This window comes from Micromonospora antibiotica (genome assembly GCF_017599305.1).
Classification (GTDB): domain Bacteria; phylum Actinomycetota; class Actinomycetes; order Mycobacteriales; family Micromonosporaceae; genus Micromonospora; species Micromonospora antibiotica.
The window spans coordinates 98,078-111,393 of sequence record NZ_JAGFWR010000021.1 but is presented as its reverse complement, the minus strand read 5'-3'; the positions used below and the strand labels follow the sequence as shown (position 1 = coordinate 111,393).

General features: G+C 75.7%; 13 protein-coding genes. 3 read left to right on the top strand and 10 right to left on the bottom strand.

Annotated features, from left to right (window positions below; translation table 11 throughout):
• Positions 1–229: 229 nt before the first annotated feature.
• The gene (locus JQN83_RS25905; RefSeq protein ID WP_208569763.1) at positions 230–1,312 is read right to left on the bottom strand and encodes a polyprenyl synthetase family protein; all 1,083 of its coding nucleotides are present in this window, start codon (positions 1,310–1,312) and stop codon (positions 230–232) included.
• A gap of 1,071 nt (positions 1,313–2,383) precedes the next feature.
• On the opposite strand from JQN83_RS25905, the gene metF reads away from it, so the two are divergent.
• The gene (gene metF / locus JQN83_RS25895) at positions 2,384–3,301 is read left to right on the top strand and encodes a methylenetetrahydrofolate reductase [NAD(P)H] (RefSeq protein ID WP_208569761.1); all 918 of its coding nucleotides are present in this window, start codon (positions 2,384–2,386) and stop codon (positions 3,299–3,301) included.
• Positions 3,302–3,345: 44 nt separating this feature from the next.
• The gene (locus JQN83_RS25890; protein WP_208569760.1) at positions 3,346–4,035 is read left to right on the top strand and encodes a CDP-alcohol phosphatidyltransferase family protein; all 690 of its coding nucleotides are present in this window, start codon (positions 3,346–3,348) and stop codon (positions 4,033–4,035) included.
• Between the two features lie 36 nt (positions 4,036–4,071).
• On the opposite strand, the gene JQN83_RS25885 is transcribed toward JQN83_RS25890, so the two are convergent.
• The 9 genes from JQN83_RS25885 to JQN83_RS25845 form a co-directional block, all read right to left on the bottom strand.
• A complete protein-coding gene (locus tag JQN83_RS25885; RefSeq protein ID WP_208569759.1) occupies positions 4,072–5,559 on the bottom strand; it encodes a phytoene desaturase family protein in 1,488 nt (495 codons plus the stop codon).
• Between the two features lie 10 nt (positions 5,560–5,569).
• A complete protein-coding gene (locus JQN83_RS25880) occupies positions 5,570–6,694 on the bottom strand; it encodes a glycosyltransferase family 2 protein (RefSeq protein WP_208569771.1) in 1,125 nt (374 codons plus the stop codon).
• A 100-nt stretch (positions 6,695–6,794) separates the two neighbouring features.
• Positions 6,795–7,721, bottom strand: a complete 927-nt coding sequence (locus JQN83_RS25875; protein WP_208569758.1) for a carotenoid biosynthesis protein — start codon at positions 7,719–7,721, stop codon at positions 6,795–6,797.
• Positions 7,718–8,287: a GNAT family N-acetyltransferase gene (locus JQN83_RS25870; RefSeq protein ID WP_208569757.1), complete on the bottom strand. Its 570-nt coding sequence runs from the start codon at positions 8,285–8,287 to the stop codon at positions 7,718–7,720. Before JQN83_RS25870 ends, JQN83_RS25875 begins: the two co-directional genes overlap by 4 nt.
• Before the next feature lie 10 nt (positions 8,288–8,297).
• The gene (locus tag JQN83_RS25865; protein WP_208569756.1) at positions 8,298–9,017 is read right to left on the bottom strand and encodes a monooxygenase; all 720 of its coding nucleotides are present in this window, start codon (positions 9,015–9,017) and stop codon (positions 8,298–8,300) included.
• Complete coding sequence (locus JQN83_RS25860) at positions 9,014–9,502, bottom strand: YbaK/EbsC family protein (RefSeq protein WP_208569755.1); 489 nt, start codon at positions 9,500–9,502, stop codon at positions 9,014–9,016. The genes JQN83_RS25865 and JQN83_RS25860 overlap by 4 nt, the downstream gene beginning before the upstream one ends.
• Before the next feature lie 59 nt (positions 9,503–9,561).
• Positions 9,562–10,386, bottom strand: coding sequence for an FAD:protein FMN transferase (locus JQN83_RS25855; RefSeq protein ID WP_208569754.1), 825 nt, complete (start codon positions 10,384–10,386; stop codon positions 9,562–9,564).
• Complete coding sequence (locus tag JQN83_RS25850; RefSeq protein ID WP_208569753.1) at positions 10,383–10,919, bottom strand: FMN-binding protein; 537 nt, start codon at positions 10,917–10,919, stop codon at positions 10,383–10,385. The genes JQN83_RS25855 and JQN83_RS25850 overlap by 4 nt, the downstream gene beginning before the upstream one ends.
• Before the next feature lie 19 nt (positions 10,920–10,938).
• Positions 10,939–12,336, bottom strand: a complete 1,398-nt coding sequence (locus tag JQN83_RS25845) for a ferredoxin reductase family protein (RefSeq protein WP_208569752.1) — start codon at positions 12,334–12,336, stop codon at positions 10,939–10,941.
• Between the two features lie 501 nt (positions 12,337–12,837).
• On the opposite strand from JQN83_RS25845, the gene JQN83_RS25840 reads away from it, so the two are divergent.
• Entirely contained in the window at positions 12,838–13,287 is a 450-nt protein-coding gene (locus tag JQN83_RS25840) for an SAV_6107 family HEPN domain-containing protein (protein ID WP_208569751.1), read from the top strand.
• Positions 13,288–13,316: the final 29 nt, after the last annotated feature.

Genomic DNA, 13,316 nt, shown 5'->3' with positions numbered 1-13,316 from the left:
TCCGACCCGAAGCCCACAGATGCTCCAACACCTGCCGATGCCCGAACGTCAACACACCCGGCTTCGCCACCAGGACCTCCAACCCAACCCAAGATCAGTTGCACTGAAGCCTAGAAACCGCCGGCCCATTCGTGACCGAAACCTCTTGATCAACGTGATTGGGCGGGCGGGCGGTCGGGCGGTCGGGGTGGGGCGGGGAGGGAGGCAGGGGAGGGGGAGGGGGAGGGGGTTAGTCGGCGCGGCGGGTGGCGGCTATGGCCAGGTCGACCAGGGCCTGGCGGGCCTCGGTATCGAGGTCGACGCCGGCCAGGGCGGCCAGGGCGGTGTCGGTGAGGGTGACGATGCGCTGCTCGGTGCGGGCCAACGCGCCGGTGGCGCTGATCAGCTCGCGGAGCCGGGCCACCCCGTCCTCGTCCAGCTCCGGATCGCCGAGCCGGCTGAGCAGCAGGTCCCGGCCGGCCTCGTCGGCGACCTCCACCGCCGCCGCCACCAGGTAGGTGCGCTTACCCTCGCGCAGGTCGTCCCCGGCCGGCTTGCCGGTCTGCGCCGGGTCGCCGAACACTCCCAGCACGTCGTCGCGGAGCTGGAACGCCTCACCGAGCGGCAACCCGTACGCCGAGTAGGCGGTACGCACGTCGGGCGACGCGTCGGCGAGCGCGGCGCCGAGCAGCAACGGCCGCTCGACGGTGTACTTGGCCGACTTGTACCGGGCCACCTTGCCGGCCCGCTCCAGCGAGACCTCCCCGGTCGCCTGGGTGAGCACGTCGAGGTACTGCCCGACGGTGACCTCGCCGCGCATCTCGTCGAAGACCGGCCGGGCCCGGGCCACCGTGTGCGGGGCCAGTCCGGCGGAGTGCAGCAGCTCGTCGGACCAGACCAGGCAGAGGTCACCGAGCAGGATCGCCGCCGCGTCGCCGAAGCTGTCCGGATCACCGTGCCAGCCGGACGCCCGGTGTCGGGTGGCGAACCGTCGGTGCACCGCCGGCTCACCGCGCCGGGTGTCCGACCGGTCCATCAGGTCGTCGTGGATCAGCGCGCTGGCCTGGAAGAACTCCAGTGCCGCCAGGGCGGTCACCACCGGGTCGGCGTCCACCCCGCCGGCACCCCGGAACCCCCAGTACGCGAAGGCCGGACGCAGCCGCTTGCCGCCACCGAGCACGAACCCCTCGATGGCCTCGGCGACCGGGGCCAGTGCCTCGTCGATGCCGGCCATCCAGCTGCGCCGGCCGGACAGGAACTCGGTCAACGCCTTGTCGACGCGCTGCCGCAGGCCGGCACGGTCGACAGGGGAGACGGGAGCAGCGTGGGTCACGCCACGACGCTAGCCGGTCCCCACCGCCGCCGCCTCACCAGCGGCTCGGCGCGTCATCCCGGTCGCCACCCCGACCCCGCCCGACCGGGCGGCCGGGGTGTCCCGCCGGACGGCACGGACCGTTGCCCGACCCCGGTCCCTTGCCCGACACGGGACCGCCACCCGACACGGGTCCCTTGCCCAAGACGGGACCGCCGCCCGACACAGGACCGCCACCCGACACAGGACCGCCGCCCGACACGGGACCGCCGCCCGACCCCGGTCCCTTGCCCGGCGTCGGACCGGTCCGACGCCGCTGTGGTGTCGGCCCGTCCGGACCCGGCTCGATCCATCGACCCGGGGCGGCGTTGCCGGCCCGGGTCGGCTTCGGAGCGGCCTGCCGGGTCGGAGTGGCTCGCCGGGTCGGAGCGGCCTGCCGGGTGGGAGTGGCAGGTCGGGTGGGGTCGGTCTGCCGGGTGGGAGTGGCTCGCCGGGTCGGGTCGGCCCGCCGGGTCGGGTCGGCCCGCCGGGTCGGGTCGGCCCGCCGGGTCGGAGCGGCCTTCCGGTCGCGGGGCGGGCCGCCGGCCAGGGACCCGATCGGAGCGTCGAGGACGACGGCGAGCTGCCGTCGCCAGCGGTCGCCCGGCACCCGTACCGCCCGTTCCCACCGGGACACCTCGTGCCGGGTCAGGGTGGGTGTGCCGGCGGTGGCGCACAGCTCGTCGGCGAGCCGCTGCTGGCTCCACCCACGGGCCAGCCGCAGTTGGGCGATCAGCGGCCCGAGCAGGCTCGGGTCGGACGGGGTCATCGGTCCTCCGGTGGGTGTCGACGCGGCCGTGCCCGTCCGCCCCACAGCACGGCCGGGATGCCGCCGGTCACGGTGGCCGACCCCCGCGCGTGACCCCGGGCGTCGGCACCGACCGACGCCACCCGCGCCCGTCCGTTCTACCCCCGGCGTACGACGTTTCCACCCCGGGGTCACGACGTGCGCCGCCGCGTGGCGACGGCGTCGGTCGGCCGGGTTTCGGCGGGTGTCGATGCTCTGGTGGGAAGTGCGTGGGGTCGGGCCGCGTCGCCCGCTAGAGTCGTCACGTGGCGCTCGGTCTTCCCTCTGTCCTTCCCAATCCCCAGCCGGCGATCGGGGAGCTGATCCGCGCCCGCCAGCCGACGTTCTCGTTCGAGTTCTTCCCGCCCAAGACGGCGCAGGGCGAGCGGCTGCTCTGGCAGGCCATCCGGGAGCTGGAGTCGTTGCGCCCGTCGTTCGTGTCGATCACCTACGGGGCCGGTGGTTCGACCCGGGACACCACGGTCGCGGTGACCGAACGGATCGCCACCGAGACCACGCTGCTGCCGATGGCGCACCTGACCGCCGTCAACCACTCCGTCGCCGAGCTGCGCAACGTGATCGGACGGCTGGCCGGCGTGGGGGTGCGCAACGTGCTCGCCGTCCGGGGTGACCCGCCCGGTGACCCGGGAGGGGAGTGGATCCGGCACCCGGAGGGCGTCGACTACGCCGAGGACCTGGTCCGGCTGGTCCGGGAGGCCGGCGACTTCAGCGTCGGGGTGGCCGCCTTCCCCTACAAGCATCCCCGCTCGGCCGACGTGGACAGCGACACCGCGCACTTCGTGCGTAAGTGTCGGGCCGGCGCGGAGTTCGCCATCACCCAGATGTTCTTCGACGCCGACGACTACCTGCGGCTGCGCGACCGGGTCGCGGCGGCCGGCTGCGACACCCCGATCCTGGCCGGGGTGATGCCGGTGACCCAGATCGGCACCATCGAACGTTCGGTGCAGTTGTCCGGAGCGCCCTTCCCGCCCGCGCTGGCCGAGCGGTTCGCCCGGGTCGCCGACGACCCGGAGGCGGTCCGCCGGCTCGGCATCGAACAGGCCAGCGAGATGTGCGCCCGGTTGCTCGACGAGGGGGTGCCCGGCATCCACTTCATCACCCTCAACCGTTCTCCCGCGACCCGGGAGGTGTGGCGCAGCCTGCGGGCCGACGCCCGGGTGTGAACGCGTCGACCCCGACACCTCGACCAGGCCGCGACGGTTGACCGATGGTGGGCACACAGCTGAAATGGGACGAGTACGCGACCGCGTGGGCGCGGCTGCACGGCGGCTTCGACCCCCGGGTCGCGGCGCCGGTGGTCCGGGCCTGGCTGCGTTTCGCGTACCACGTCGGCTATGTGCTGGGACGGCTGCGGGTGACCCCGACCGCGGTGACCGTCGGCGGGGTGCTGCTCTGCCTGTGCGTGCCGCTGTTCAGCGTCCGGTCGGCGCAGGGCCCGATCGTCGGCGCGCTGTTCGTGCTGTTGGCCTCGGTCGCCGACAGTGTCGACGGGGCGGTCGCGGTCGCCACCGGCCGGACCACCCGGCTCGGCTACGTCTACGACTCGGTCGCCGACCGGCTCGGTGAGATCGCCTGGTTGGCGGCGTTCTGGCTGATCGGAGCGCCCGGTGCGCTGGTGGTCGCGGCCGGCGCGTTGTCCTGGCTGCACGAGTACGTGCGGGCCCGCGCGGTCGCCGCCGGGATGCGGGAGATCGGTGCGGTCACCGTGGGGGAGCGGCCCACCCGGGTCTGCGTCGCCCTGGTCGGGCTGCTGCTGGCCGGGTTGACCGGGCTCATCGACCTCGACCTGACCGCCGGCACCATCACCATGGCCACCGCCGTCTGGGTGCTGCTGGCCGGCTTCGGCCTGGGGCAGCTGCTGTCCACCGTCCGCCGCGCCCTGCTCGACGCCGGCTGACCCGCCCGCCCCGACGGGCCGGGCAGGGGCGGTGGCCTACCAGGCGGGGCCGATCTCGTCGGCGACGATCTGCGCCGACAGGGTGACCATGGGCAGGCCGCCGCCGGGGTGGGTGGAGCCGCCGACCAGCCACAACCCGTGCACCGGCCCCCGGTTGGCGGGGCGGAGCAGCCCACCGGCCGTGCCGTAGATCGACCCGCCGGGCGCGGCGGTCGCGGCGTCCAGGTCGGCGGGGGTACGGGTCTCGCGGAACACCAGCCGGTCGCGGACGTCGACCCCGCGCGCGGCGAGCACGTCGAGGATCCGGTCGGCGTACGCGTCGGCGAGCCCCGGCCGACGCCAGTTGACGGCGTCCGGGGCGGTGCCGTGGCGTGCGGCGTTGACCAGCACGAACCACGCCTCGTGCCCGGTCGGGCGGGCGGTCGGGTCGTCGGCCACGGTGACGAAGATTGTCGGGTCGGTCGCCGGTCGGGCCCGCACCCCCCGCCCGGGGTCACCGAAGACGGCGTCGAACTCGGCGTGGTAGTCGGTGGGGAAGAAGACGTTGTGGTGGGCCAGCCCGGAGTCGCCGCGTACCCCGAGCAGCAGCACGAAACCGGCCAGGCTGCGGTCGGTGAGGGCGGCCAGCCGCCCCGGGTGCGGCAGCAGGTCCCGGTAGACGGTGAGCGCGTCGGCGTTGGCGACGACCACGTCGGCGGGGACGGGCGCGTGGACCCCGGCGAGGCGTACCCCGTGCACCCGGCCACCGGCGGCGTCGATCCGGGTGACGGTCTCCCCGGTGCGGACCGTCACGCCCAGATCCAGGCAGCGGGACAGCAGCGCGTCGGCCAGGGTGCCCAGCCCGCCGCGCAGGTACCAGCCGCCGAAGGTCAGCTCGGCGTAGGGGACGGCGACCAGCGCGGCCGGGGCCCGGCGTGGGTCCGCGCCGGTGTAGGTGGCGTACCGGTCGAGCAGCATCCGCAGCCGGGGGTCGGACAGGTGGCTGCGGCCCAGCCCGCGCAGGGTGCGGCCGGGCCCGATGGCGGCCAGGTCACCCAGCCGCCAGGCCAGCGCCGCCAGGTCGCGCGGCGAGTCGACGGTACGCCGCAGGATGTCCCGGTGCGATGCGGTCCACACCCGGGCGGCCCGCCGCCACAGCCGCCGCCAGTCGGCGGCGGCCCGGTCGCCGAGGGCGACGCCGATGCGGGCGGCGAACTCGTCCGGGTCGGCGCACGAGTCGAGGGCCGGCCCGCCGCCGGGGAAGACGTGCCGCACGATCGGGTCCAGCGGGGTCAGGTCGAGGTACTCGTCGAGTTTCGCGCCGGTGGCCTCGAACAGGTCGTGGAAGACCTGCGGCAGGGTGAGCAGGCTCGGCCCGGTGTCGAAGTGGAAGCTGCCGGCCGGGGTGTCGTGGACGTACCTGCCGAGTTTGCCGCCGACGGTGTCGGACCGTTCGAAGACGGTCACCTCGTGCCCGCTGACGGCGAGCCGGGCGGCGGTGGCCAGCCCGCCCACGCCGGCGCCGATGACCACGATCCGCGCCATGCCGCGCCTCCTAGCTGACCGGGCGGCCACGCCAGGACAGGCGACGCCGCTTCCGCAGATGGTACGACCGTAGGGTCAGCCAACCGAGCACCACGACCGAGCCGGGGTGGGCCAGCGCGTCGGGCCAGGCCCGGCCGCCGGTGGCGCGGGCGGCGACCACCCGCCCGGCGACTCCCACCGCGTACCCGGTCAGGGCCAGCCCGGCGGCCGGCGGTGAACCCGCCGCCAGCGCCGTCACCGCCAGCAGCGGTGGCGCGGTGTAGAGCAGCAGCAGCGCGGCGACCACGGTCGCGGCGGCCCCCGGGTGGCCGAAGGTGGCCCAGAGCGACTTGGTGTAGCCGTCGCGCAGCTGCGGCCAGGTCTCGTACATCCGGCAGGCGGCCAGCCGGGAGCCGTCGGCCAGCGCGATCCGGCCGCCCGCGCGTTTCACCGCGCGGGCCAGCTCGATGTCCTCCAGCACCCGGTCGGCGACTGCGGCGTGCCCGCCGGCCCGCTCGTAGCCGGCCCGGTCCACCAGCAGGAACTGCCCACCGGCGGCGGCCAGCGACGGCCGCGGCGAGCGTTCCATCGCGCGCAGCGGCAGGAAGGTCAACCACAACCACTGCAACAGCGGCTGCACCAGCCGGTCACCCACCGTCCGCACCAGAATCCTCGGGTACGCCGACAGCAGCGTCGCCCGCGCCGCCCGCAGCTCGGTCACCGCCGCCGCCACCGCGTACGGGGTGAGCACCACGTCCGCGTCGACGAAGGCGTACACGGTGGCGTCCGGTCCGGCGTGCCCGGCGAGCTGGTGGCAGGCGTACGGCTTGCCCAGCCAGCCCGGTGGCGGGGTGACCCCGGTGTGCAGGGTGACCCGGGGGTCGTCACCGACGACCGCGCGGACCACCCCGGCGGTGCCGTCGGTCGAACCGTCGTCGAGCACCACGATCCGCAGGTCGGACACCCCCTGTTGGGCGAGCAGCGCGCGCAGGCACGGGGTGACCCGATCGGCCTCGTCGCGCAGCGGCAGCAGCACCGCCACCGTCTCGTTGACCCCGACCGGCCCGTCGGCGGGCCGGCGCAGCCAGTACCGGGCGTTGACCCAGGTGTGCGCGGTCAGCGCGGTCACCGCGACGGCGAGCACGAGCGCGACCACGGTCACCGCCGCGCCCCCACCGACCAGGCCGGGTGCGGTCGTCGTCCCGGCGTCGGGTGCCGGCGCGGTGGCGGGGCGGGTCGGCCGGGGCGGGTGCCGCTCATGCCGGGGTGTCGACGCCGCGCCGCCGCGGTGCCGGCCGGTCGGCGGGCCGTCGGCGGGCGCGCAGCAGGGTCACCGCCAGCGGCACCGCCACCACCGCCATGCCCACCGCACCCCAGAGCGCCGAGGCGGGCAGCCGGAGGAAGACCGCGTGCGCCAGCACGCTGGAGAAGTACGTCCACAGGTAGAGGGCGAACATCGGGTCGTCGCGGGAGTCGGTGACCGCGACGGCCGGCCCGGCCAGCGGGCGCAGCGCGCTCATCAGCAGCACCGCGAACAGCAACCAGCCCAGGTAGTTGCTGACCGGGATGCCGGGCAGTCCGGGCAGCGCCGGGGTGGCGTCGCGCCACACCCAGTAGCCCTCGGCCACCATCTGCGGGTCGAGGAAGAGGTCCCAGCCGGCCAGCCCGACGGTGGCCAACGCCACCCGCCCGACGTGCCCCGCCGGCGTCAGGGTGCCGGGCGTCCGGCCGGCGGTCGACACGGTGCCGGGCATTCGGCCGGTGGTCGACGCGGTGCCGGGCATCCGGCCGGCGGACGTGGTCAGTCGGCCGGCGCGCGTGGTCAGCCGGACGGCGGCCAGCCAGGCGGGCCAGGCCATCCAGGTCCAGGCCAGCGGGATGATCAACGGCACCCCGGCCAGCTTCGGCCCCAACTCCCCCGAGTAGTCGTAGCTGCCGAACGGGAAGCCCGTCGCCACCCCCAGCGCCTCGATGGCGAACCCGCCGCCGGTGGCCACCGCGACCAGCGCCGCCGCCGTACGGGCACCCCGGGTGAGCAGCGCGTGCCCCACCGACAGCAGGTAACCCAGCACGACCGTGGCGACGGTGAGCCGGGCCCGGGTGACCCCGGTGGTGAGCGGGTAGCAGATCTGGATCAGCACCAGCAGGGCCAGCAGCAGCCACGGGACGTGCCGGCGGGTCACGACGAGGCCGGGCCGGACGTGTCGGGTCGGGGCAGCGGCAGGTCCCGGCCGAGCACCCCGAACGGTCGTTCGTCGCCGGGGAAGCGGAAGTGCCGCAGCACGTCGACGAAGCCGAACCGCCGGTAGAGCCGCCAGGCCCGCGACGCCTGCTCGTCGGCCTCCGGGGTGGACAGCAGGGTGGTGCCGCCCTCGGCGATGCTGAGCAGGGCGGTGAGCTGCCGGGCGCCCAGGCCGTGCCCCTGCGCGGGCGGCCGGACGTGCAACTCGACCACCTCGAAGCAGTGGGTCAGCCAGCGCTGCCGGGCGTCCGGGTCCAGCGCCCGGTAGACCTGGTCGTGCCACCACTGTCCACCCGCGCCGAGGTAGCCGTACCCGAAGCCGGCCAGGTGGCCCTCGCTGGTGAGGCTGGCGACGGCGCGGAACCCGGGCCGGCGGGCGTGGGTGGCGATGTAGCCGCGTCGGGCCTCCAGCAGGTCGCTGCGGTAGCCCATCGCCTCCCCGTACACCGCGACCACGTCGTCGAGCCGCCGGACGAGATCCTCCGGCGTCCACCGCACCAACCTCATGCGCGTCCTCTCACGGTTGCGGATCACCGTCGGCGACCCAGCCCAGCACCGACCGGTCCCCGACCACTGCGCGCACCTCGAAGCGCGCGAACAACTCCTCCGCGTACCACCCTTCGGTGGGGGTGCGGGTGATCGCCGCGCGGTGCTCCGGGTGACGGTACGCGAAGGCCACGAGGTCCGTCGGGTCGCGCCACACGCTGACCGTGCCCTGCCAACCCAGCGGGGCCTCACCGACACCGAACCGGGCGAGCAGCCCCGGCGCGGCGTGCAGTGCGGCGGCGACCGGCGGGACGGCCCGCCAGAAGGTGAGCGCCCGGCGGGGACGCAGCCGGGCCCGGGTCAGCGCCAGCACCGGCCCGTCGACCCGGCCGCCCGCCGGATCGCCGAACGGCCGTCGGCCCGACCACTCGCCCCGGCTGGTCACCGGGCGCAGCTCCAGCCGGGCCGACGCGTGGGCGATCCGGGCCCAGGAACGGCCGACCGGGGAGGCGTCGAAGCCGGCCGCCGCGGCGGGGGATTCCCACACCACCAGCGCCGCCCACCGGGTCAGGTCGGCGTCCCCCGGGCCGAAGCCGGTGCCGGTCCCGGTGCCGAGCAGCTTGCCGAACCGTACGCCGGGGGTGCGTCGCAGCTGCCACGGATGCCGGGCCATCCGGGCCAACGCCCGACCGACGGCGGCCCGGGGCACCCGCCACACGTGCAGGGTGACCAGCTCCGGGGTGGTGTTCACGCCACCTCGGCGGGGGTGCCGCCGGTGATCCGCAGCAGCTCCGGGTAGGTGGTGGGGAAGACCGCCTGCGGTACGCCACCGGCGGCCCACACCTGCGGGTGCCCGGTCAGGGCGGTGTCGACGAGGGTGCGCAGCGGCCCGGGGTGGCCGACCGGGGCGACCCCGCCGATCACCTGGCCGGTGTGCTCCCGGACGAAGTCGGGGGTGGCCCGGCGCAGGTGGGTCACCCCGAGCTGGGCGGCCAGGCCGGCGGTGTCGACCCGGTGCGCGCCGGAGGTGAGCACCAGCAGCGGCGTGCCGTCGGCCTCGAAGACCAGCGAGTTGGCGATCGCGCCGACGGTGACGCCGAGCGCGTCGGCCGCCGCGGCGGCGGTGTGCGCCGCCTCAGGTAGCAGACGGACCCGGCTGGCCGCACCGGAACCGTCCCGCGCGCCCGCTTCGTCGAGCGCCCGCTGCACCGCCTGCACGTTCGGGTGTGACTGCATGCGGCCCATTCTCCCCGGTACGCCCCGACACCCCGCACCCGGCCGCCCACCGTGGCGGGTCAGCGGGCGGGCGGCGACCCGGGACGGGTGCCGGGCCAGTGCCCGGTGGCCCGGATCCGGCCGTCGGCGGTCACCAGCAGCGCCTCGTGGTCGGCCAGGCCGGTCAGCCAGGTCAGCGCGTCGTCGGCGTCGCGGGTCATCGCCGCGGTGGCGTACACGTCGGCCCAGAGCAGGTCCGGCCCGACCACGGTGACCGACCGCAGCGCGGTCGCCGGTCGGCCGGTACGCGGGTCCACGATGTGCGCGCCGCGCCGGGCGGTGCCCGAGGTGGCGACCGCGCCGTCGCGCCGGTCCAGCACGTCCAGCAGGTGGCCGGGGCGGTCCGGGTCCTCGATGCCGACCCGCCAGGCCGGCCGGTCCGCCCCGGCGTGCAGCACCACGTCCCCACCGGCGTTGAGACAGAGGTCGTGCCCGGCCAGATCGGCCAGCCACCCGGCCGCCCGCTGTACCGCCCACCCCTTGACCAGCCCGGACGGGTCGTAGCCGGCACCGCCGGTGGGCAGCGGCAGCCGCCGGGCGTCGAACCGGCCGCCGGTGCGCGTCCGGGCCAGCTCGCACAGCTCCGCCACCTCCCGCACCAGCGGGCTCGCGGTGGCCGGATCGGGTTCCCGCCCGGCCAGCCGTCCGATCTCGCTCTCCGGCCGGTAGGTGCTGAACGTCGCGTCGGCCGCGCGCAGCCAGGTGAAGAACCGCTCCACCCGGGCGGCGACCGCGTCGTCGTGCACGTCCGGGCCGCGCAGGTGCACGCTCACCGGCAGCCCCATCACCTGCACCACCCAGGCCCGCCGGTCCAGCTCCACCGTCCGGCCCGTCGGCGTGCTCATCTCAGGTGCGCCGCGTCGATGGCGGCCTGGAGGGACTCGCGGTAACCGTCGCTGGTGACGGTCGCCCCGGACACGGTGTCGATCCGGGCGCTCTGCGCGGTGAGCGCCGCCTGCCGCAGGATCGGTACCGCGTAGTCGTTGATCTGCTGGTCCCGGAAGTTGCCGTCGGGCACCTGGAGCGCTGTGACGTCGGTGATCCGCCCGCCCGCCACGGTGATCCGGACCTGCACCGGCCCCCACCGGGTCTGCGCCACCGACCCGTCGTAGCTTCCGCCGCCGCTGTCGCCGGTGCTTGCGCTGTCGCCGGTGTTTCCACCCTGGCCGGTGTTTGCGCCCTCGCCGGTGTCTCCGCCCGGCACGCCCGAGCCCGGGCCGGTGCCGGTGGGCGTGTCCCCGGAGCCGGGGGTGGTGCCGCCGCGGTCGACGGCGACGGCGCTGGTCCCCCCGCCGACGCCCATGGTGCTGGTCCGGTAGCTGAACAGCAGCACCAGGGCGGTCACCGTGGAGAGCAGCCAGATGGTGATCCGTCGCACGGTTCCCCCTTCCCGCCCGTCACCAGGCGAAGCGTTCGTGATGGACGTGCCGCTCGGGCACCCCGGCGGCCCGGGTCGCGGCCTGCACCGCGTCGACCCAACCGTCCGGGCCGCACAGGTAGACGTCGTGGTCGGCGATGCCGGGGGAGAGCCGGCGCAGCGCCTCGGCGTCCGGGAGCCCGGCCGCGTAACCGGGTAGCCAGGAGGGTTGCCGGCCGCGCGGACCGACCAGGTAGTGGACCGACACCCCGCGGTCGACCGCGAGCTGCTCCAGCTCCGCCCGGAAGGCCAGCTCCTGCGGGGTACGCACGCGGTAGAGCAGCACCGCCTGCCCGGGTGCGTACGGCAGCTCCCGGAGCAGGGCCAGCAGCGGGGTGACGCCGATCCCGCAGGCGAGCAGGGTGATCCCGCCGCCGCGCCAGTGCTGTCCGGTCAGCCGCCCGTACGGGCCCTCCAGCAGCACCCGGGTGCCCGGTCGCAGGGTGGCCACCCGGGAGCTGTCGTCGCCGAGGTCCTTGACGGTGATCCGCATCAGGTCGCCCGTCGGCGGGGCGGACAGCGAGTACGGGTGCGCCCGGGACCAGCCGGGGCCGGTCAGGAAGCGCCAGCCGAAGAACTGCCCGGCCCGGACCGGCAGCCGGTCCAGGTCCCGCCCGCGCAACCAGACCGAGGTGACGCCGGGCGCCTCGGGGACCACCGCGGCCACCTCGACCCGGTGCCGCAGCGAGCGGTACGCCGGCAGGCCGAGCCGGAACACCAGCACACTGCCCAGCGCCCCCAGGTACACCGTCCACCAGTACGCCCGCGCGGCGGCCGAGGAGACGAAGTCCGCGCCGGTCCACAACTGGTGCGGCAGCGCCAACCCGATCCCCAGGTACGCGTACAGGTGCAGCAGGTGCCAGGACTCGTAGCGCAGCCGACGGCGGGCCGCCCGGACGGAGGTGACCACCACCAGCACCAGCAGTGCCAGCGCGGCGGTGGCCAGCAGCATCCCCGGGTACCCGGTGACCAGCAGCCAGAGCTGCGTCACGGGGTTCGCCCGGGCGGTGCCGGCGTACCCCAGGGTGGTCAGCAGCACGTGGGCCAGCAGCAGGTGGAACGAGGTGAAGCCGGCCAGCCGGTGCCAGCGGGCGATCCGGTCCTGGCCGAAGCGCCGTTCGACGAGCGGCACCCGGGCCATCAGCACCACCTGGACGAGCATCAGGTCGGCGCTGAGCAGGCCGGTGAGCCGGCCGGCGGAGGTGAGGCCGGTGGCCACCCCGGAGAGCAGTTCCTGCACCCCCCGGTCGGCGGTCCAGAGCGCGACGACGACCAGCAGGCTGAGCACCGCCGCGCTGCCGGCCAGGTCGGCCCACCAGCCGGGGGCGGTGGGCAACGGTCGGCGCGGGGTACCCCGGTCCAGGACGGTGGCGCTCATCCGTGGGTCGTTCCGGCGGGTCCTTCACTCATGTGGTCCACCCTGCGGCGGTGACCTCGGGCCAGGCTTTGCCGTCGCTGTGCGCCGGCTGGGAATCGCCGCTGGCACGCCGTACGCCAGACGTTGCGTTTTCGTCGGGGGCAGGGTGTACTGTCAGAGCAGTTAGAACGGATGTTCGATTCACTCGCACACCCGTTCCAACGCCCCCGGGCGGTGTTTCGCGGCGTCGACCCGGGCAGGTGCGGTTTCGCGGACCGCACCGGGTTCCGGGCAGTCGCGAGCCCGGTCCCGTCAAGGCAGGTCGTCGCCCGCCGCCCACGACCCCCGGGCGGCGGGCGACGAACCCGCCGGTTCGCCGGCCGGGTGTGGTGTGGGGAAGCATCCGCACCCGGCCGGCCCCCAGCGGTGCGTCTTCCTCCGCACCACCCGCCCCGGGCATCGTGCCGGTGGACCTCCTCCACCGGGCGTCCCGCCCGATCCGGTCACGCGGAGGAGACAGTCATGCCGACCAACCCGGCCCAGGCGCCGACGGTGCCCGCGCACGTGCTGCCGCACCGCACCCCGACCCAACTCCTCACGGTGGCCCGACAAGGGCTGGCCGAGGCCGCCCAGACCCGCCCCGACGGGCTGCGCTACGCCGCCGCCCACCTGGCCGCGCTCCGCGCCGCCGCCGCCCTGCTGGCCGCCCGGGCCCGGCCCGCGCCCGCCCGCCGCCGCCGGATCACCAGCGTCTGGGTGCTGCTCGCCGGGGTCGCCCCCGAACTGGACGAGTGGTCCCGCTACTTCGCCGCCGCCGCCGGCAAGCGGGCCGCCGCCGAGGCCGGCATACCCCGGGTGGTGAACGCCCGGGAGGCCGACGACCTGCTCCGGGCCGCCGAACAGTTCGTGACGGTGGTGGAGCAGGCGCTCGGCGTGACCCACCAGCCCGCCCTCGACGGCCTCGCCGCCTGACCCGGGGCGTGCCCGGGTCCCCGCCGGGC

What these genes read in the sequence shown, in the direction of transcription:
- JQN83_RS25885 (WP_208569759.1), bottom strand. Translation starts at nt 5,559, where the DNA reads ATGGCGCGGATCGTGGTCATCGGCGCCGGCGTGGGCGGGCTGGCCACC.
- JQN83_RS25840 (WP_208569751.1), top strand. Translation starts at nt 12,838, where the DNA reads ATGCCGACCAACCCGGCCCAGGCGCCGACGGTGCCCGCGCACGTGCTG.
- JQN83_RS25855 (WP_208569754.1), bottom strand. Translation starts at nt 10,386, where the DNA reads ATGAGCACGCCGACGGGCCGGACGGTGGAGCTGGACCGGCGGGCCTGG.
- JQN83_RS25870 (WP_208569757.1), bottom strand. Translation starts at nt 8,287, where the DNA reads ATGAGGTTGGTGCGGTGGACGCCGGAGGATCTCGTCCGGCGGCTCGAC.
- JQN83_RS25890 (WP_208569760.1), top strand. Translation starts at nt 3,346, where the DNA reads ATGGTGGGCACACAGCTGAAATGGGACGAGTACGCGACCGCGTGGGCG.
- JQN83_RS25860 (WP_208569755.1), bottom strand. Translation starts at nt 9,502, where the DNA reads ATGCAGTCACACCCGAACGTGCAGGCGGTGCAGCGGGCGCTCGACGAA.
- JQN83_RS25845 (WP_208569752.1), bottom strand. Translation starts at nt 12,336, where the DNA reads ATGAGCGCCACCGTCCTGGACCGGGGTACCCCGCGCCGACCGTTGCCC.